This is a genomic window from Rathayibacter sp. AY1F2, assembly GCF_002930885.1.
Lineage (GTDB): Bacteria > Actinomycetota > Actinomycetes > Actinomycetales > Microbacteriaceae > Rathayibacter.
The window spans coordinates 21144-37398 of record NZ_PSVG01000020.1; the positions used below are offsets into that span (position 1 = coordinate 21144).

Here is a 16255-nt window from a genome sequence, read left to right on the forward strand (position 1 = left end):
CCACCATGGCACTCCGCGAGAGCCCGCTCCTCGGAGTGGATGAGCCCCGCGGGACCGCGCGCACCGGAGGCGTCACCTCGACGCCTCCGGTGCGCCGGCGCCGCCGCAGCGTGGGCTGGGCGGGGCGCTTCGAGATCGCGCTCCTGGTCGGCCCGGCGCTGATCGTCTTCCTCGCCTTCGTGATCTTCCCGGTCGTGATGGCGGCCTACTACGGCTTCTTCAGCTGGCAGGGCTACGGAGTGCCGACGGACTTCGTCGGCTTCCGCAACTACCTAACGATCCTGCAGGACCCCACCTTCCACGACGCCCTCGCGCACAACGGCATCATCGTGGTGCTCTCGCTCGTGCTCCAGGGGCCGGTCGCGATCCTCCTGGCGCTGCTGCTGAACCGCAAGCTGCGCGGGCAGTCGATCATCCGCGTCCTGATCTTCGTGCCGTACGTGATCTCGGAGGTCGTCGTCGGCACCGGCTGGAGCCTGATGCTCCAGACCAGCGGCGCGGTCAACGGCCTGCTCGAGAAGGTCGGCCTCGGCGCGCTGAAGCAGGACTGGCTCTCGGATCCGGCGATCGCGATCTGGACGCTGATGCTGATCATCACGTGGAAGTACATCGGCTTCGCCGTGATCCTCTTCCTCGCGGGTCTGCAGGGCATCCCCGAGGAGCTGTCCGAGGCCGCGGCCATTGACGGCGCCTCCTACTGGCAGGTGCAGCGGCGGATCACCCTGCCCCTGCTCGCGCCGACCCTGCGGATCTGGGCGTTCCTGTCGATCATCGGCGCACTGCAGCTGTTCGACCTCGTCTACATCATCTGGGGCCAGTACGTGTCCTCGACCGCGGGCACCTCGACCATGGCGATCTACCTGGTCACCAACGGCCGCAACGCCGGCAACTACGGGTACGGGAACGCCGTCGCGGTGGTCCTGTTCCTGATCTCGCTCGTGGTGGCGCTGCTCTACCAGCGCTTCGTGCTCCGGCGCGACACGGCGGGCGCACTGACGGGAGACAAGCGATGACCGGCACGACGATGACGGCCCCGCCGATCACTCCGGAGACCCCTCGGCCTCTCGCGGTGAAGCGGCGTCGTCAGCCCCTGGGCCGCGGCACGACGATCGCCTACGTCGTGGCGATCGTCGTGATCGCGCTGATGCTCGCCCCGGTGGCGTACATCATCCTCGGCGGCTTCCGCACGAACGCGCAGATCACCACCGACCCGGCGGGCCTGCCCTCGCCGTGGAACGTGCAGAACTACCTCGACGTGATCACCGGCGGAGTCTTCTGGCAGGAGGTCGGCAACTCCACCATCGCCGGCCTCGCGACGACGCTCGGCGTGGTCGTGCTCGGCCTGATGGCGAGCTACGTCCTGGCCCGCTACGACTTCACCGGGCGCGGCGTGTTCTACGCGCTCTTCGCCGCCGGCCTGATGTTCCCGATGACTGTGGCGATCACTCCTCTCTACCTGGTGATCAAGAGCCTCGGCCTGATGAACTCGCTCGCCGGAGTGGTGCTGCCGCAGATCGCGTTCGGCCTGCCGACGACGATCATCATCCTGGTGCCGTTCCTCCGCGCGATCCCGGACGAGATCCAGGAGGCGGCCTTCATCGACGGCTGCAGCCGGATCGGCTTCTTCTTCCGGATGGTCGTGCGCCTGGCGATGCCCGGCGTGATCACCACGGGGATCCTCGCGTTCATCGCGAGCTGGAACAGCTACCTGCTGCCCCTGTTCATCCTCAACAACGAGTCCACCTTCACGCTCCCGCTCGGAGTGCAGGCGTTCTCGTCGCAGTACTCGGTCGACACGGCGAAGGTGCTGGCCTTCGTGTCGCTGTCGATGATCCCGGCGCTGATCTTCTTCAGCGTCTTCGAGCGCCGCATCGTCGGCGGGCTGACGGGGGCGGTGAAGGGATGAGCGGATCGCTCCGCCCGTCCGCCGCGTCCCCCGTCCCGTCCGCACCCGTCGCCCCACCCGCAGAGAGGGTCGCACCGTGACCGCACCGCACGCACCAGAGGACCCACAGGCCCCGTCCGCCCGCACCACCGAGCTGCTGGGCCGGATGACGCTGGAGGAGAAGCTCTCCCAGCTGGTCGGCTACTGGGTCGACCAGGGCGGCGAGGTCGTCGCCCCGCTCGCCGGCGAGATGGCCACCTCGACCGGGTACGCCGAGGCGACCCGCGAGGGGATCGGCCAGCTGACCCGCGTCTACGGCACGCGCCCCGTCGATCCGCTCGAGCGCGCTCAGTGGCTGTGGGCGGAGCAGCGCCGGCTCGTTGAGGAGACGCGGCTGGGCATCCCGGCGATCGTCCACGAGGAGTGCCTGACCGGGCTCGCCGCCTGGCAGGCCGCGACGTTCCCGACTCCGCTCGCCTGGGGCGCCTCCTTCGACCCGGAGCTCGTGGCCGAGCTCGGCGCCGTGATCGGCGGCTCGATGCGCGAGCTCGGGATCCACCAGGGCCTGGCGCCCGTGCTCGACGTGATCCGCGACCCCCGCTGGGGCCGGGTCGACGAGTGCATCGCCGAGGACCCGTACGTCGTCGGCACGATCGGCACCGCGTACGTGCAGGGGCTGCAGTCCACCGGCGTCGACGCGACGCTGAAGCACTTCATCGGCTACTCCGCCTCCCGCGGCGGCCGCAACCACGCGCCGGTGCACGCCGGACCGCGCGAGATCGCGGACGTGCTGCTGCCGCCGTTCGAGATGGCGATCCGCGACGGGGGCGCCCGCTCGGTGATGAACTCCTACGCCGAGATCGACGGGGACCCGGTCGGAGCGACGCCCGCCTACCTCACGGGCGTGCTGCGCGAGCGCTGGGGCTTCGACGGCGTGGTCGTCGCCGACTACTTCTCGGTCGCGTTCCTCCACCTCATGCACGCGGTCGCCGCCGATCTGGGCGAGGCGGCCGAGCTGGCGCTCGCCGCGGGGATCGACGTGGAGCTGCCCACGGGCGACGCGTTCCTCGCGCCGCTGGCCGCGCGCATCCGGGCCGGGGAGGCCGACGAGGCGCTCGTCGACCGGGCCGTGCTGCGGGTGCTCGCGCAGAAGGAGCGGCTCGGCCTGCTCGACGCGCGCTTCGACGACGCCCCCGAGTCGATCGACCTCGACTCGCCGGCCCACCGCGACATCGCCCGCCGCCTGGCCGAGGAGTCGGTGGTGCTGCTCGCGAACGACGGCGTCCTGCCGCTCGCTGCGCCGCGCCGCCTCGCGCTGATCGGTCCCAACGCCGACAGCGCGCCCGCGCTCATGGGCTGCTACTCCTTCGCCAACCACGTGCTGGCGCACCACCCGGGCGTGCCGCTTGGCTTCGAGATCCCGACGGTTGCGGACGCGCTGGCCGGCGAGTTCGGCTCGGCCGAGCTGCTGCTCGCCGAGGGCTGCTCAGTCGAGGGCGACGACGCCTCCGGGATCGCGGAGGCGGTCCGGGCGGCCGCCGACTCCGACGTGGCGATCGTGGTCGTCGGCGACCGGGCGGGCCTGTTCGGCCGCGGCACGGTCGGCGAGGGCAACGACGTCGAGAGCCTCGAGCTCCCGGGCCGCCAGCGCGAGCTGGTCGAGGCCGTCGTGGCGACCGGGACCCCGGTCGTGCTCGTGCTGCTGACCGGCCGCCCCTACGCCGTGGGCTGGGCGCTCGACGGGCCGTCGGCTCCCGCCGCCGTGCTGCAGGCGTTCTTCCCGGGGGAGGAGGGCGCCGGCGCGATCGCGGGCGTCGTCTCGGGACGGGTCGACCCCTCCGGCCACCTGCCGGTCTCGCTGCCGCGCTCGGCCGGGGCGCAGCCGTTCTCGTACCTGCACCCGATCCTCGGCGGGCCGTCGGACGTGACCTCCGCCGACAGCACGCCGGTGCGGCCGTTCGGCCACGGGCTCTCGTACACGCACTTCGCCCGGACGGAGCTGGCGGCCGAGGAGTCCGCCCCGACGGACGGCTCCTTCACGGCGACCGTGCGCGTCCGCAACACGGGCGAGCGGGCGGGCACCGACCTGGTGCAGCTGTACGCCCGCGACGTGTTCGCGAGCGTGACCCGGCCGGTGGCGCAGCTGCTCGGCTACGCGCGGGTCGCGCTCGAGCCCGGCGAGGAGGCGGAGGTCCGCTTCGAGGTCCCGGCCGCGCGCCTGGCCTTCACCGGACGCGAGGGCGTGCGGATCGTCGAGCCCGGCCGCGTCGAGCTGTGGGTGGGCCCGGACTGCGCGACGCGCGAGACGGAGGCGGCGCTCGAGCTGGTCGGCGCGGCCGCCGCTGTCGACGCCTCCTCGCAGCGCCTCGTCGGCACGCGGGTCCAGCGGGCGGGAGCGGGCGTCCCGGCCTGACCCCGTGGACAACGCTGGAAGGATCGCTCCGGCGGGCCGTGGATCCGCGGATCCCGGTGCCCGCGGGGCGATCCTTCCTGTGGTCTGGGCACGGCGCGGCTCCGGCACCGCTCTGGCGCGGCTCGGGCGGGCGCGGCAGGCTGGGGGGATGAGCGACGACGCGAAGCAGACCCTCCTCCGCTACCTGCAGGAGGGGCGCGACGCCCTGCTGCAGAAGCTCGACGGGCTCGACGAGTACGACGTGCGGCGGCCGCTGGTCGCGACGGGCACGAACCTGCTCGGCCTGGTGAAGCACGTGGCGGGCACCGAGGCGGGCTACCTCGGCGCCGTGTTCGGGCGGCCGTTCCCGGAGTCGATGCCGTGGATGGAGGACGAGTCGGAGCCGAACTCGGACATGTGGGCGACGGCCGACGAGTCCCTGGCCGACGTCGTCGCGCTGTACCGCCGCGTGTGGGCCCACTCCGACGCGACGGTCGCGGCCCTCCCGCTCGACGCTCCCGGGCAGGTCCCCTGGTGGACGAACCGCGACGTGACGCTGCACCGGATCCTCGTCCACATCACCGCGGAGACGCACCGGCACGCCGGCCACGCCGACATCGTCCGCGAGCTGATCGACGGGCGGGTCGGGCTCCGGACGCCCGGCGACAACCTCCCGCCGGTGCCGGAGGAGTGGTGGCCGGAGTACCGGGAGCGCCTCGAGTCGCTGGCGCGCGCCGTCCGCGACCGGGGCTGACGTGCCGGCGTCCGTCGGCACCGCGGTCACGCCGGCACGCGCGGCGCGGCTGCTCGACGAGCTCGATCCCGCGACGGAGGCGGCGCTCGACGCGGCTCTCGGAGGTCGCGGTCGCGGCCGGGCCGCCCTGCAGCGGCGCCGCGACGGGGCGTCGCCGGAGGAGCGGAGGCAGCGGGCCGCGCTCGAGCGCCGGGCGTTCAGTGCGGAGGCGGACCCCGCGGCGCTCGCGGAGCTGGCACTGCTGCGCGCGCAGCGCCGCGACCGGGAGGAGGCGCTCGACGCCGCGGTCGCGGGTCTGGCCGCGTCCGTCGGACCCGCAGCGGCCCAGGGCCGGATCGGCCGCGGGACGGCGAGCGACCGGGGCGGGACGCGCCGTGACCGGACCGGCTGGGACGAGACCGGCCGGGACGAGGTCGGCCGTGACGAGACCGGCCGGGACGCGGCGCCCGGCTGGGGCGAGCGCAGTGAGACCACCGGAGGCGACGACTCCGACTCCCGCACCTCCGCCACGCCCCGACCGCGCCGCCGCCTCGGGGTGATCGCCGCCCTCGTCGCCGTGCTCGGGCTCGCCGCCCTCGGCACGGCCGCCTCCGTCGCGCTGGCCCCTCGCCCGTCGCTGGATGTCTTCACCGAGCCCTGGGCCGTCCCCGACGACGTCGCCACGCGCCCGCTGTCGACCCTCGCGAGCCTCCGCGTCTTCCACTGGGGGCCGACGCGCTACCTGGGCAGCATCGCCGGAGTCGACTACTTCGCCACCCTCAGCCTCGACTCCTTCTCGGCCGCGGAGCTCGCCGACGAGTCCGTCTGCCTCTACGGGCTCGCGCGCTCCGACGGCGACGTCGTCGTCACGGACTGCGCGGCGACCGCGGACTTCGTCGCGAGCGGCATGGCCCTCTCGCCCGACGACTACCAGGGCGACGCGGGCGGCGCCGGAGTCGCCTGGGGTCCGACCGGAGGGATCCGCTCGGCCGGCTGAGGCGGCTCCGCCCGACTCCACCGGGCCCGCCCGCCGTCCCCGAGCAGCCCGCCCCAGGCCCCGCCCGTCAGACCCGCCGCGTCGACGCCCGCTCCACCAGCGGCATCGGCACCAGCACCCGCTCTCCCGGAGCGCCGCTCAGCAGCAGCTCGACCGCCCGGCGGCCCATCTCCTCGTGCGGCAGCGCCACGGTCGTCAGCCCGGGGCGGAGGTAGGCGGCCAGCTCGTCGTCGTCGAACGACACCACGGCGATGTCGCCGGGGATCGAGAGCCCCGCCTCCGCGACCGCCTGGTAGGCCGCCTCACGCCGAGCGGCTTCGGGCACGACGGCGCGGGCGGACAGGTCGCCTTCGCCGACCCGGACGCGGGAGTCGGCTTCGCGTTCCTCACCAACCGGATGGAGGGGGTCGGCGACGTGCGCGCGACCCGCGTCGTCGAGGCGCTCGCGACCGCGCTGCGACTGCCCGTTCCGCGCGGACTCTGACCCCTCCGCGCGGACTCTGACCCCTCCGCGCCACCCCCGTCAAGGGGTGGGGCGCCCGGTCGGCGCCGTCCTAGCGTCGGGGGACGGGCCGACCGGAGGGGCGGTCCGGGATCCAGGGGAGGGCGAGATGCAGAAGCTGTACTACGCGAGCGGATTCGTGCTGCTGGGCGACGAGGTGTGCTCGGCGGTCGTCGAGTACGCGCAGGCGCTGGCGAACGTGGGGAAGTCGGACCTGGTCGTGGTGCCGTCGCTCTCGGACGAGGGGCTGCGCGGCGAGACCCGTCTCCTGGTCGGACCGGCCAGCCAGCTCTTCACCAGCCCGGCGCTCGACCGCGGCGTCGACCTCGACGATCCGGAGGCGGTGGAGTCGATGCGCGAGAAGACCCGACGGCTCCAGCCCGCGCGGCCGACCGTGCAGCCGCGCGGCGAGGGCGACGACAGCGAGGACGACGGCGGGACCGACTACCTCTGACGCCTCAGGTGTCGAGCGTGGTGCTGGGGCGCTCGCCGAAGCGGTGGGCGTACGAGGCCGAGAACCGGCCGAGGTGCGCGAAGCCCCAGCGCCGTGCGACCTCGCTGACGCTGACGACTCCGGACTCGCCCGCCCGCAGCTCCTTCTGCACGCCGTCCAGCCGGATCCGCCGCAGGTAGTCGACCGCGGTGAAGCCGAACTCGCGCCGGAACTCGGTCTGCAGCGTCCGCAGGCCGATGCCCGCCGCGTCGGCGATCTGCTCGGTCCGGAGCGGCTCGTGGGCGTGCTCGTACATGTACTCGATCGCCTGGCGGAGGCGCCCCGAGCGGGGTACCCCGAGGTCGCCGGGAGTGTCCAGCGTCGAGTGCGGGAAGGTCTCGAGCAGGGCGACGGCGACCGCGCGGTCGGCCTCGCGGCGCAGCAGCGGCGAGCTGTCGGCGTCGTAGATCACCCGGGCGACCGTCGCGACGGTCGCCGACCAGCGCCGCAGCGCCGCGCCCTCGGGTCGTGCGGTGGTGTCGAAGAGGAGGGGGCCGCGGGTGCCCTCGACCTCCTCCGCGATGCCCTCGAGGTACGCGCCGTCGAAGTGGATGAGGTTCTGGCGGTAGTCGTGGAACTCGAACCGGCTGGGACGGTCGTTGACGAAGATCGCCGGCTGCCCGAATCCGAGGGTCACCGCGTCGCCGTCGAGATCGGTGACGCCCGCGCCGGCGGTCAGCCACGAGACGACGTACTCGCCCTCGGTCTGGATCGAGCCCTGCACGGAGCCGGCGAACTGGCTGCCGCGGAGCGTCACATCGCCGTCGCCGACGGAGGTGTAGCGGTACGAGAAGTCCTCGCCGGGCTCGACGACGAAGCGGTGCCCGTTGTACGACTGCTCGAAGAGGGCCCGCGCCTGCTCGATGTCACGCCCGCCGATGTCGGAGCGCATGACCTCGTCCTTCTCGTTCATCCCGATCAGGGTCGCACGAGGAGCGCTCCTCACCGCGTGCCCCGAACGGGGAATTCGTTAAGCGGATAAACCAGTCGCGGGTCCGGCGGCGCGGGTCATGGCCTGGACGGTCGCCGCCTGGAACTGCGTGAGCAGCACCACGGTGTGCCGCGCTCCGGCTTCCACGGCGAGCGAGAAGGTGGCGCCGGCCGGAGTGGCCCGCCAGGAGCGGATGTCGCGGGTGCCGACGCGGGTCGAGTCGCCGGTGCCGGCGCTCCGCAGCACCAGGGAGTCGGGCAGCACGCAGAGCGCGCCCGTCACGCCGTCGACAGTGGAGGAGCACTCGAAGCCTGCGTCGTCGTGCACTGCACCGGCGAGCTCGACGAAGTCGGTGACCTCCATCGGCTCGTCGTCGTCGCGCCTGGACACGGCGCGCTCAGGCAGCGTGCGTGAGCCCGGAGGACTCGGGCTGCTGCGCCGGCTCGGTGACGATCCGCAGGCCCCGGCCGCTGTTGGCCTCCTCCATCAGTGCGCGCACCCAGGTGGCGTTGATCGCTGGCATGCGGCTTCCGTGGAACGAGAACTGGAGGGGGATGGTCGGGTGCAGCCACAGTGTCTGGCGTCCGGTGCCGTGCGCGCTCGAGGCGTCGAGCTGGAAGGCGAACGCCTCGTCGCGGCGGAACTTGTTGATCATGACGATCTGGAGGTGCGCGAGCGCGCGGTCGTCGATCTCGTGCGAGGTGGGGGGAGTGCCGTAGAGGAGAGCGCCCATGGTGCGTGCCGCCGTTCTGTGCTGTGTCGCGGGTGCCGGCCGCGACGGTGGGGTGCCCCGGCGAGTGCCGCCGGGAGGGGGAGTGGGAGATGGTGGGGGTGTTCGTGGGGAGCAGGACCCGGGGTGTGCTGTGCCGCCGAGTCGAGTGTCCGGAGTGTCGATCCGGGGGTGCCGGGCTCCGGGATGTCGAGCCCGGATGCCGTCGCGCCGAGCCGTCGATCCCCGCTGACGCCTGCTCTGCAGGCCCGTGGAGTCGGGCGGTCGGGCCGTCCCTCCGGCTGTTCTCCGAAAGTACGCCCCTCGTTCGGAGGGCACGTGCCGCTATCCGGAATGCGAAGCAGTGGCCCCGGCCGCCGGGCGGACTCCCAGCCGGGCGACTCCGGGGCTCAGTTGCCTGGTGCCTCCGGTGGGCGGTGCGGCTGCGTCGAGACACCGCGCTCGTGCGCGAGACGCCGCAGTGGTGCGTCGGGCGGGCCGGCGGTGTCTCGGCGGGGCGTGTGGAGCGGGAGGAGGCGTGACGGTGCGCTCACTGGACAGGGCGTGCGGCTCCGTCGAGACGCCGTCTCCGCGGCGGTAACTCGGCGTGCGCGGGAGGGTGCGCTCCTCCGCGAGTCGTCGCGCCACCGCTCCGGCGGGGGTGCCGACGCTCAGAAGGCGTAGCGGACGCGGCAGTAGGGGAGGCGCTCGGCGAGGAGGGCGCGGAAGCGGTCGAGGGCGGCGCGCTTGAGGTCGCGTCGGTAGCGGATGTTGACGGCGCCGTTCTCGGAGACCTTCTGCTCCTGGCGTCCCGGCTGCCAGAGCAGCGACTCCGCCGTGGGGTGCCAGCCGAGGTTCACCTCGTGCAGGCCCTCGTTGTGGGTGAGGAGGATCACCTCGGCCGCGAGCTGCGCCTTCGCCCGCGGGTGGAGGGCGGCGTCGAGCTGGTCGAAGAGCTCGGTCCAGTCCTGCTGCCAGGTCTCGGTGAGGATCACGGGCGAGAAGTTGACGTGCACCTCGTAGCCGGCGTCGACGAAGTCGTTGATCGCCGCGATCCGCTCGGCCATCGGCGAGGTGCGGATGTCGGTGACCTTCGCCGTCTCGGCGGGCATCAGCGAGAACCGGATGCGCGTGCGCCCGAGCGGGTCCCACTCGAGGAGCTCGCGGTTGACGTACTTGGTCGCGAAGGACGCCTTGGCGGTGGGCGACATCCGGAACAGCTCGCAGAGGTCGTGGACGTTCTCGCTCAGCAGCGCGTCGACGGAGCAGTCGCTGTTCTCGCCGATGTCGTAGACCCAGGCCTCCGGGTCGCACTGGTTCGCCTCGGCCTTGGGGCCCTGCTTGGCGATGTGCCGGGCCAGGTGGCGCTGGATCTGCTCGATGTTCGTGAAGAGCGTGATCGGGTTGCTGTAGCCCTTCCTCCGCGGCACGTAGCAGTAGACGCACGCCATGGCGCAGCCGTTGGCGGTGGAGGGGGCGATGAAGTCGGCCGAGCGGCCGTTCGGGCGCGTGACGAGCGACTTCTTCACCCCGAGCACGAGCGCCTCCGTCTTGATGCGCACCCAGCGCGCGACGTTCGCCTCGTCGCCGTGCACCTCCGGGATCAGCCAGTGCGACTCGACGGGCACGATCTCGGCGCCCGGCCACCGCGCCACGACCTCCTGCCCGCGGGGCAGCTCGAGCGCGGCCGGCTCGGCGTAGATCCGCCGGATGTCGAGCAGGCGCCGCTCGCGGACCGGCGCGGACGCGGGGCTCGGAGCGGTGTCGGACATGAGTCCGTTCTATCGGCGACCACCGACATCCGCGGAGGCGGGGCTGTCGCCCGCCGCGCAGGTCCTGCGCCCGCCTGCAGGAACCGTTGCGCCGCTCCCTCAGGATGGAGGCATGCCCTCCTCCGCCGACCGCTTCCGCCGCGCCGCCGTCGAGCTCGCGCAGACCTCCGAGCGGCAGGTCGAGTGGGCGCTCGCCGTCGCAGAGGATGCGCGCCTCCTCGCCCTGATCGACGAGCTGCCCGCGCAGCACCGGCAGCCGTCCCTGCTCTTCTCGGTCGCGCGGCTGCTCGGCGTGCCCGACGTCGACGGCGCCGGATTCGCCGCGTGGCTCCGGAGCGAATGGGCGCGGGTGGCACCGATCGCCGCCGAGCGGAGGACGCAGACCAACGAGGCGCTGCGGTGCGCGCCCCTGGTCGCAGCGCTGGAGCGGATCACGGAACCCGGCGAGCCGGTGGCGCTCGTCGAGATCGGCGCCTCCGCGGGGCTCTGCCTGGCGCCGGAGCGGTACTCCTACGCCTTCACGGCGAGCGACGGCGAGACGAGGCTCGGGTCGGGCGCGCCTCTGCTGCGGTGCGCGGTGAGCGGAGGCGCGGCGCCGGGGCGGCTGCCGGTCGTCGCATGGCGCCGGGGGCTCGACCTGGCGCCGCTCGACGTCCGCTCGCCCGAGGACGTCGCCTGGTTGGGCGCGCTGCTCCCGCCCGACCGTCCGGAGCGGACCGCGCGGCTCCGCTCGGCCGTGGAGACTCTGCAGGACGACCCGCCCACGATCGTCGCGGGCGATGCGGCCGCCGAGCTGCCCGCCCTGCTCGACGCAGTGCCGCCGGGTCTGCGGACGGTGGTCGTCTCGCTCGGGACCCTGGTCTACCTTCCGTGGGCCGCGCGCGAGAGCGTCCTGGCGACGGTCGCCGATCGCGGCGCGAGCCTGGTGACGCTCGAGGCGGAGGCGCTGCTCCCGCACCTCGTCGCCGCGCGCGGGGACCGCACGGCCCCCGAGCCGACCCCGTTCCTGCTCGCCGCCGACGGCGTCCCGCTCGCGAGCGCGGCCGCCCACGGCGGCACCCTCTCCTGGCTGGCCTGAGGCGCGCTCCAGCGCCGTGTGCGGGGTGCCCCAAGCTCGGGAGGTGCCCGGCGCCCGGTGCTCGCTCCGCGCCGACGCTCGATCCGCGCCCACTGTTCAAGAGTTGTCGCACTCAGCGTCGAGTGCGACAACTCCTGGACTCTCGCGGAGGAGCGAGCCCGAAGCCCGAAGCCCGAAGCCCAACGCGCAGCGACCAGAGCTCTGAGCTCAGGCGCTCGGCCCGATCGTCCGCCCACTGTTCACGAGTTGTCGCACTCAGCGTCGAGTGCGACAACTCCTGGACAGTCGCGAAGGAGAGGGCGTCGAAGTGCAGCGCTGAGAGCTCGGAGCTCGGAGTCCCGGCGCTCGACTCGCGCCCACTGTTCAAGAGTTGTCGCACTCGGCGTCGAGTGCGACGACTCCTGGACTCTCGCGGAGGGTAAGACGGCCGAGTGCAGGACTCAGAGCTCAGAGCCAGAGCTCAGAGCGTCCAGCGCCCAGCGCCCAGCGCCCAGCGCCCAGCGCCCCAGCGCCCTACAGCCCGTCGACGACGAGCTGCGTCGCGCGCGGGACGTACGAGGTGTTCGTCGTCGGGTCCCAGCCCACGAGCGCGACCGCGTCGCCGCCGACGCGCGCGGTGATGCCCACGAGCGAGAACGGCTTGCCGCCCACGGCTCCGGACACCTTCCAGCCGAGCGTCTCGTCGGCGCCGGTCAGCGTCTGCTCGGTGCGCTCGACGGTCGTCTCTACCGGCACGCCCTGCATGGCGAAGAGCGTCGAGCCGGAGGCGCAGCGCGTGGTCGCGTCGGTGGCGCTCGCGAGGAGCGAGGCGGCCGCGTCGGCGGTGCCGGTGCTCGACACGACGGCGGTCATGGAGCGGTCGGCGCTGGTGCCGTACGAGAGTCCGGCGGCGGGCTGCGCGGTGTCCCAGCCCAGGCCGAACGGCGAGAGGCAGCTCGCGTCGGTCGCGGTGAGGCCGGGGTAGATCGAGTCGAGCATCTCCTGGATGCTCGCGTACTCGCCGGGCACGAACTGCACGCCGGTCAGCACGGCGGCCACCTGCTCGCCGGTCTTCTGAGCGGTGTCGGCGGTCGGGGCGGCGGCCGTCGCGGTGGCGGACGGGGCGGCCGACGACGAGGGGAGCGTCGGAGTGAACGGGCGGAGCGTCGATCCGCTCGTCGCGGTCCCCGCGCAGCCCGAGAGGACGAGCAGCAGCGCGCCTCCGATCAGAGTCGTGCGCAGCAGTGTCTTGGACATCATGTCTCCCCCTTCGCCCGCCGGCGCCGCACCGGGGCGCCTGAGGCTAGCAGAGCCCCGCGTCCCGGAGGCGGCCCGGCGCCGCCCGCAGGACGGAGGCGGCCCGGTGGCACCCGCAGACCGGAGGCGGTCCGGCAGCGCGTGCGGACCGGAGTCGGCCCGGCCCCACTCGCACAACGGAGCCGGGAACCCCGAACCCATGCCTCCAACGGCCGCTCCCGCCTCCGCTCCGCCGCTCAGATCTCCGTGTGCCCGAGCTCGGCTCCCGCGAGCAGGCGGATCTCCGGCTCGGCGATGCCCTCCAGCTCCAGCACCACGACGCGGTTGCGGCCGGCGTGGGTGACCGGCGAGGGGACGATCAGCGTCCGCTGCGGTCCGCGGCGCCAGTAGCGCCCGAGGAGGAAGCCGTTCACCCAGACCAGTCCCTTGCCCCAGTGCAGCGTGTCCACGTACAGGTCGGCCTGCTCGTCGAGGTCGAACGAGCCGGAGGCGAGCTGCGGTCCGGCCGAGAACGCCGGCGCCGCGACGGCCAGGTCGGGGAGGCACTCCAGCGCGAGGGCACGCGCCGCCCAGCCGGTCAGCGGGGCGCCGTCGAGCGTCACGCCTCCGATCAGGCCCTTGTGCTCGCCGATGCGCGTGCCGTAGTTCACCCGGCCCTGGTTCTCGACCAGGATCGCGAGCTCGCCGCGTCCGCTCGGCAGAGTCAGCGCCCGCTCGTGGTGGTCGCGCGCCAGCACGCCCACCGGCACGCCGTCCAGCAGCACCCAGGCGCGGTCGCGCACCTCCTCGCCCACCACGAGGCGGGCCGGAGCGGAGGAGCCGTCGAGCGTCGTCGTGAAGAGCACGAAGCCGTCGTCGTGGCCGAGGTCGTCGAAGCTGGCCATCGCGTCGAGGTGCGCGGCCGGTCCGAACGCCTGGCCGAGGCCGAGCAGCGCCGGGCCGGGGACGAGCGGAGCGGTCAGGGCGGGGGCCGGCGGGCGCACCGCGGGCACCTCCTCCGGCACCGGCGCGTAGCGCGCGATGACCTCGCGGAACGCCCAGAACTTCGCGGTCGGGTCGCCGCCCTCGTCGAGCGGGGCGTCGTAGTCGTAGCTCGTCGTGATCGCGGCGTAGCGGCCCTTGTCGTTCGCGCCGCTGGTCAGGCCGAAGTTGGTGCCGCCGTGGAACATGTAGATGTTGACCGAGCCGCCGGCCGCGAGCAGCGTGTCGAGCTCCTGGGCGGAGGCGTCGGCGTCCGTCGTGTGGTGCTGGGTGCCCCAGTCGTCGAACCAGCCGCACCAGAACTCCATGCACATCAGCGGGCCGGTGGGCTGGAACTCGCGCAGCGTCGCGAGGCGCTCCGTGGTCCGCGAGCCGAACGAGCCGGTGAGGTGCAGGCCCGGCAGGCTGCCGTCGGCGAGCATCTGCGGAGTGGGCTGGTCGATGGTGGTCAGCGGCACTGTGATGCCGGAGTCGCGGGTCACCCGCACGAGCTCGGCCAGGTACTCCTTGTCGGAGCCGTACGCGCCGTACTCGTTCTCGATCTGCACGAGGACCACGGGCCCGCCGGCATCGATCTGGCGCGGGGCCACGATCGAGTACACGCGGCGCAGGTAGTCGCTGACCGCGGCGAGGTAGTTCGGCTCCGAGCGGCGCACGCCCACCTCGGGGTCGCGGAAGAGCCAGGCCGGGAGGGCGCCGTTGTCCCACTCCGCGCAGATGTAGGGGCCGGGGCGCACGATCGCGTGCATGCCCTCGGCGGCGATCAGGTCGAGGAAGCGGCCCAGGTCGAGCCCGGCGTCCTCGCGCCACTCGCCGCGGCGCGGCTCGTGCGCGTTCCAGGCGACGTAGGTCTCGATGGTGTTCAGGCCCATCAGGCGGGCCTTGCGGATCCGGTCGGCCCAGAGGTCCGGGTGGATGCGGAAGTAGTGCAGCGCCCCCGACAGGATGCGGTGCGGGCGGCCGTCGAGCTCGAAGTCGGCGGCGCCGATGGCGAAGCGGCTCTCGGGAGCGGTGGTCATCTGGATCCCCCTCAGGATCGGTGCCCGGTGTGTCCGAGCGTGAGAACGACGCGGGGCCGACCGGAGCGATCCGGCCGGCCCCGCGTCGAGCAGTGGTGCTACTCCGAGACGGTGAAGCCCTGCGCGTTGCCGTACTGGACGAGCTTGCTCTGCCAGTCGGCGAGGCCCTGGTCGAGGCTGGTGCCGTTGGCGTACGCCTGGCCGACGGTGTCGCCGAAGACGCTGTTCGCGTAGACCTGGTAGGGCAGGTAGGACCAGCCGGAGCGGACGTCCTTCGAGGCCTGGGTCAGCACCTCGTTGATCTTCTGGCCGCCGAAGTACTCCGACTCCTGACCGGTGAAGTCCGAGCTGTCGAGGTCGGCCGTGGTCGACGGGAATCCGCCGCTCTGCAGGAAGACGTCGACCGAGGCCTGGTCGCTGTTCAGCCAGCGCAGGAACGCGGCGGCCAGCGCCGGGTTCTCGCTCTGCTTGGTGACGGACTGGCCGCCACCGCCGTTCTCGGCGCTGACGGCGGTGCCGTCGTAGGTCGGGATCGGCGCGACGGCCCAGTCGCCGGAGGCGTCGGGGACGCTGGACTCCAGCACGCCGGGCATCCAGGCGCCGGTCACCAGGGAGGCGATGGAGCCGTCGGCGAGGCCCTTGTACCACTCGTCGCCCCAGGCGGGGGTGTCCGAGAGCAGCTTCTTCTCGACGAGCTGGTTCCAGACGCCGGTCCACTTGGCGGTGCCCTCGTCGGCGAGGTCGATCTTCACGTCCGTGCCGTCGGTGGTGAACGGCTCGCCGCCCGCCTGCCAGATCATGCTGGTCGCGAAGCCGGCGTCGCCGGTGTCGGCGGTGATGTACTTCGACGGGTCGGCGGTGTGCAGCTTCTCGGCCGCGGCCACGTACTCGTCCCAGGTGGCGGGGACGGCGATGCCGTACTGGTCGAAGACGGTCTTGTTGTAGAACAGCGCCATGGGGCCCGAGTCCTGCGGGAGGCCGACGAGCTTGCCGTCGATGTTGACGCTCCCCCAGGTGGAGGCGGAGTACTTGTCCTCGAGGTCGCCCATGCCGTACTGCGACAGGTCGAGGAGCGAGTCCGACAGCGCGAACTGCGGCATGGCGTAGTACTCGATCTGGACGACGTCGGGGGCGCCCGAGCCGGCCTTGATCGCGTTCTCGAGCTTGGTGTACTCGTCCTTGTTGGTGCCGGCGTTGACGAGCTCGACGTCGACCTTGGGGTAGGCCTTCTCGAACGCGGCGACCTGCGCCTCGGCGCTGGGGGTCCAGCTCCAGTACGTGATCTTGCCACCGGCCTCGAGGGCGGAGTCGAGGTCGGCGGCGGAGCCGGCGCTCGTGGTCGTGCCGCCACCGGAGGTGGACGAGCAGGCCGCGAGGGAGCCGGCGGCCAGGGCCGCGACGGCCGCGACCGTCAGGGTCCGCCTGAGGGCGGAACGGGCGATCTTCATGGTGGTGTTTCCCTTCACTTCTTCGTGCTGCGGGTGCTGTGGACGGGGCAGGACGCTCCGGCCGGGGGATGGGTAGGGG

The 16255-nt window shown here is 73.1% G+C and carries 16 protein-coding genes; 8 read left to right on the forward strand and 8 right to left on the reverse strand.

Annotation, left to right across the window (positions count from 1 at the left end; translation table 11 throughout):
* Positions 1 to 5 precede the first annotated feature (5 nt).
* From C5C54_RS13925 to C5C54_RS13945, 5 genes are all read left to right on the forward strand, one after another.
* A complete protein-coding gene (locus tag C5C54_RS13925) occupies positions 6 to 1013 on the forward strand; it encodes a carbohydrate ABC transporter permease (RefSeq protein ID WP_104226347.1) in 1008 nt (335 codons plus the stop codon).
* Positions 1010 to 1906 (forward strand): carbohydrate ABC transporter permease, encoded by an 897-nt coding sequence (locus C5C54_RS13930; protein ID WP_104224899.1) that lies wholly within the window; start codon positions 1010 to 1012, stop codon positions 1904 to 1906. The genes C5C54_RS13925 and C5C54_RS13930 overlap by 4 nt, the downstream gene beginning before the upstream one ends.
* Positions 1907 to 2051: 145 nt before the next feature.
* Positions 2052 to 4298, forward strand: coding sequence for a glycoside hydrolase family 3 N-terminal domain-containing protein (locus tag C5C54_RS13935; protein WP_104288607.1), 2247 nt, complete (start codon positions 2052 to 2054; stop codon positions 4296 to 4298).
* A 148-nt stretch (positions 4299 to 4446) separates the two neighbouring features.
* Positions 4447 to 5031 carry a DinB family protein gene (locus tag C5C54_RS13940; RefSeq protein WP_104261380.1) on the forward strand — a complete coding sequence of 195 codons (585 nt, stop codon included), beginning with the start codon at positions 4447 to 4449 and terminating at the stop codon, positions 5029 to 5031.
* Between the two features lies 1 nt (position 5032).
* On the forward strand, positions 5033 to 6007 hold the full coding sequence (locus C5C54_RS13945) for a hypothetical protein (RefSeq protein ID WP_104288608.1): 975 nt from the start codon (positions 5033 to 5035) through the stop codon (positions 6005 to 6007).
* A 67-nt stretch (positions 6008 to 6074) separates the two neighbouring features.
* Here the strand turns inward: C5C54_RS13945 and C5C54_RS18540 are convergent, their stop codons facing one another.
* Positions 6075 to 6197 (reverse strand): hypothetical protein, encoded by a 123-nt coding sequence (locus C5C54_RS18540; RefSeq protein ID WP_374953288.1) that lies wholly within the window; start codon positions 6195 to 6197, stop codon positions 6075 to 6077.
* On the opposite strand from C5C54_RS18540, the gene C5C54_RS18545 reads away from it, so the two are divergent.
* Entirely contained in the window at positions 6183 to 6491 is a 309-nt protein-coding gene (locus tag C5C54_RS18545) for a serine hydrolase (RefSeq protein ID WP_146078844.1), read from the forward strand. The two genes, C5C54_RS18540 and C5C54_RS18545, sit on opposite strands and share 15 nt — an antisense overlap.
* Before the next feature lie 127 nt (positions 6492 to 6618).
* Positions 6619 to 6963 (forward strand): hypothetical protein, encoded by a 345-nt coding sequence (locus C5C54_RS13955; RefSeq protein ID WP_104223414.1) that lies wholly within the window; start codon positions 6619 to 6621, stop codon positions 6961 to 6963.
* A gap of 4 nt (positions 6964 to 6967) precedes the next feature.
* On the opposite strand, the gene C5C54_RS13960 is transcribed toward C5C54_RS13955, so the two are convergent.
* From C5C54_RS13960 to C5C54_RS13975, 4 genes are all read right to left on the reverse strand, one after another.
* Complete coding sequence (locus C5C54_RS13960; protein WP_104223413.1) at positions 6968 to 7915, reverse strand: AraC family transcriptional regulator; 948 nt, start codon at positions 7913 to 7915, stop codon at positions 6968 to 6970.
* Between the two features lie 57 nt (positions 7916 to 7972).
* Positions 7973 to 8323: a hypothetical protein gene (locus C5C54_RS13965; protein WP_104223412.1), complete on the reverse strand. Its 351-nt coding sequence runs from the start codon at positions 8321 to 8323 to the stop codon at positions 7973 to 7975.
* A gap of 7 nt (positions 8324 to 8330) precedes the next feature.
* Positions 8331 to 8666 carry an ATP-dependent DNA ligase gene (locus tag C5C54_RS13970; protein ID WP_104223411.1) on the reverse strand — a complete coding sequence of 112 codons (336 nt, stop codon included), beginning with the start codon at positions 8664 to 8666 and terminating at the stop codon, positions 8331 to 8333.
* 647 nt (positions 8667 to 9313) lie between these two features.
* Positions 9314 to 10414, reverse strand: coding sequence for a spore photoproduct lyase family protein (locus tag C5C54_RS13975; protein WP_104288609.1), 1101 nt, complete (start codon positions 10412 to 10414; stop codon positions 9314 to 9316).
* Positions 10415 to 10526: 112 nt separating this feature from the next.
* On the opposite strand from C5C54_RS13975, the gene C5C54_RS13980 reads away from it, so the two are divergent.
* Complete coding sequence (locus tag C5C54_RS13980; RefSeq protein WP_181127900.1) at positions 10527 to 11492, forward strand: DUF2332 family protein; 966 nt, start codon at positions 10527 to 10529, stop codon at positions 11490 to 11492.
* Positions 11493 to 12005: 513 nt separating this feature from the next.
* On the opposite strand, the gene C5C54_RS13985 is transcribed toward C5C54_RS13980, so the two are convergent.
* From C5C54_RS13985 to C5C54_RS13995, 3 genes are all read right to left on the reverse strand, one after another.
* Positions 12006 to 12731, reverse strand: a complete 726-nt coding sequence (locus C5C54_RS13985) for a hypothetical protein (protein WP_104297617.1) — start codon at positions 12729 to 12731, stop codon at positions 12006 to 12008.
* Positions 12732 to 12964: 233 nt separating this feature from the next.
* Positions 12965 to 14728, reverse strand: coding sequence for a beta-galactosidase family protein (locus C5C54_RS13990; RefSeq protein ID WP_104288611.1), 1764 nt, complete (start codon positions 14726 to 14728; stop codon positions 12965 to 12967).
* A gap of 98 nt (positions 14729 to 14826) precedes the next feature.
* A complete protein-coding gene (locus C5C54_RS13995) occupies positions 14827 to 16176 on the reverse strand; it encodes a sugar ABC transporter substrate-binding protein (protein WP_104223423.1) in 1350 nt (449 codons plus the stop codon).
* Between the last annotated feature and the right edge of the window lie 79 nt (positions 16177 to 16255).

Coding starts and splice junctions, on each gene's coding strand:
- C5C54_RS13925 (WP_104226347.1), top strand. CDS start 6: ATGGCACTCCGCGAGAGCCCGCTCCTCGGAGTGGATGAGCCCCGCGGG.
- C5C54_RS13930 (WP_104224899.1), top strand. CDS start 1,010: ATGACCGGCACGACGATGACGGCCCCGCCGATCACTCCGGAGACCCCT.
- C5C54_RS13935 (WP_104288607.1), top strand. CDS start 2,052: ATGACGCTGGAGGAGAAGCTCTCCCAGCTGGTCGGCTACTGGGTCGAC.
- C5C54_RS13940 (WP_104261380.1), top strand. CDS start 4,447: ATGAGCGACGACGCGAAGCAGACCCTCCTCCGCTACCTGCAGGAGGGG.
- C5C54_RS13955 (WP_104223414.1), top strand. CDS start 6,619: ATGCAGAAGCTGTACTACGCGAGCGGATTCGTGCTGCTGGGCGACGAG.
- C5C54_RS13960 (WP_104223413.1), bottom strand. CDS start 7,915: ATGAACGAGAAGGACGAGGTCATGCGCTCCGACATCGGCGGGCGTGAC.
- C5C54_RS13970 (WP_104223411.1), bottom strand. CDS start 8,666: ATGGGCGCTCTCCTCTACGGCACTCCCCCCACCTCGCACGAGATCGAC.
- C5C54_RS13975 (WP_104288609.1), bottom strand. CDS start 10,414: ATGTCCGACACCGCTCCGAGCCCCGCGTCCGCGCCGGTCCGCGAGCGG.
- C5C54_RS13980 (WP_181127900.1), top strand. CDS start 10,527: ATGCCCTCCTCCGCCGACCGCTTCCGCCGCGCCGCCGTCGAGCTCGCG.
- C5C54_RS13985 (WP_104297617.1), bottom strand. CDS start 12,731: ATGATGTCCAAGACACTGCTGCGCACGACTCTGATCGGAGGCGCGCTG.
- C5C54_RS13990 (WP_104288611.1), bottom strand. CDS start 14,728: ATGACCACCGCTCCCGAGAGCCGCTTCGCCATCGGCGCCGCCGACTTC.
- C5C54_RS13995 (WP_104223423.1), bottom strand. CDS start 16,176: ATGAAGATCGCCCGTTCCGCCCTCAGGCGGACCCTGACGGTCGCGGCC.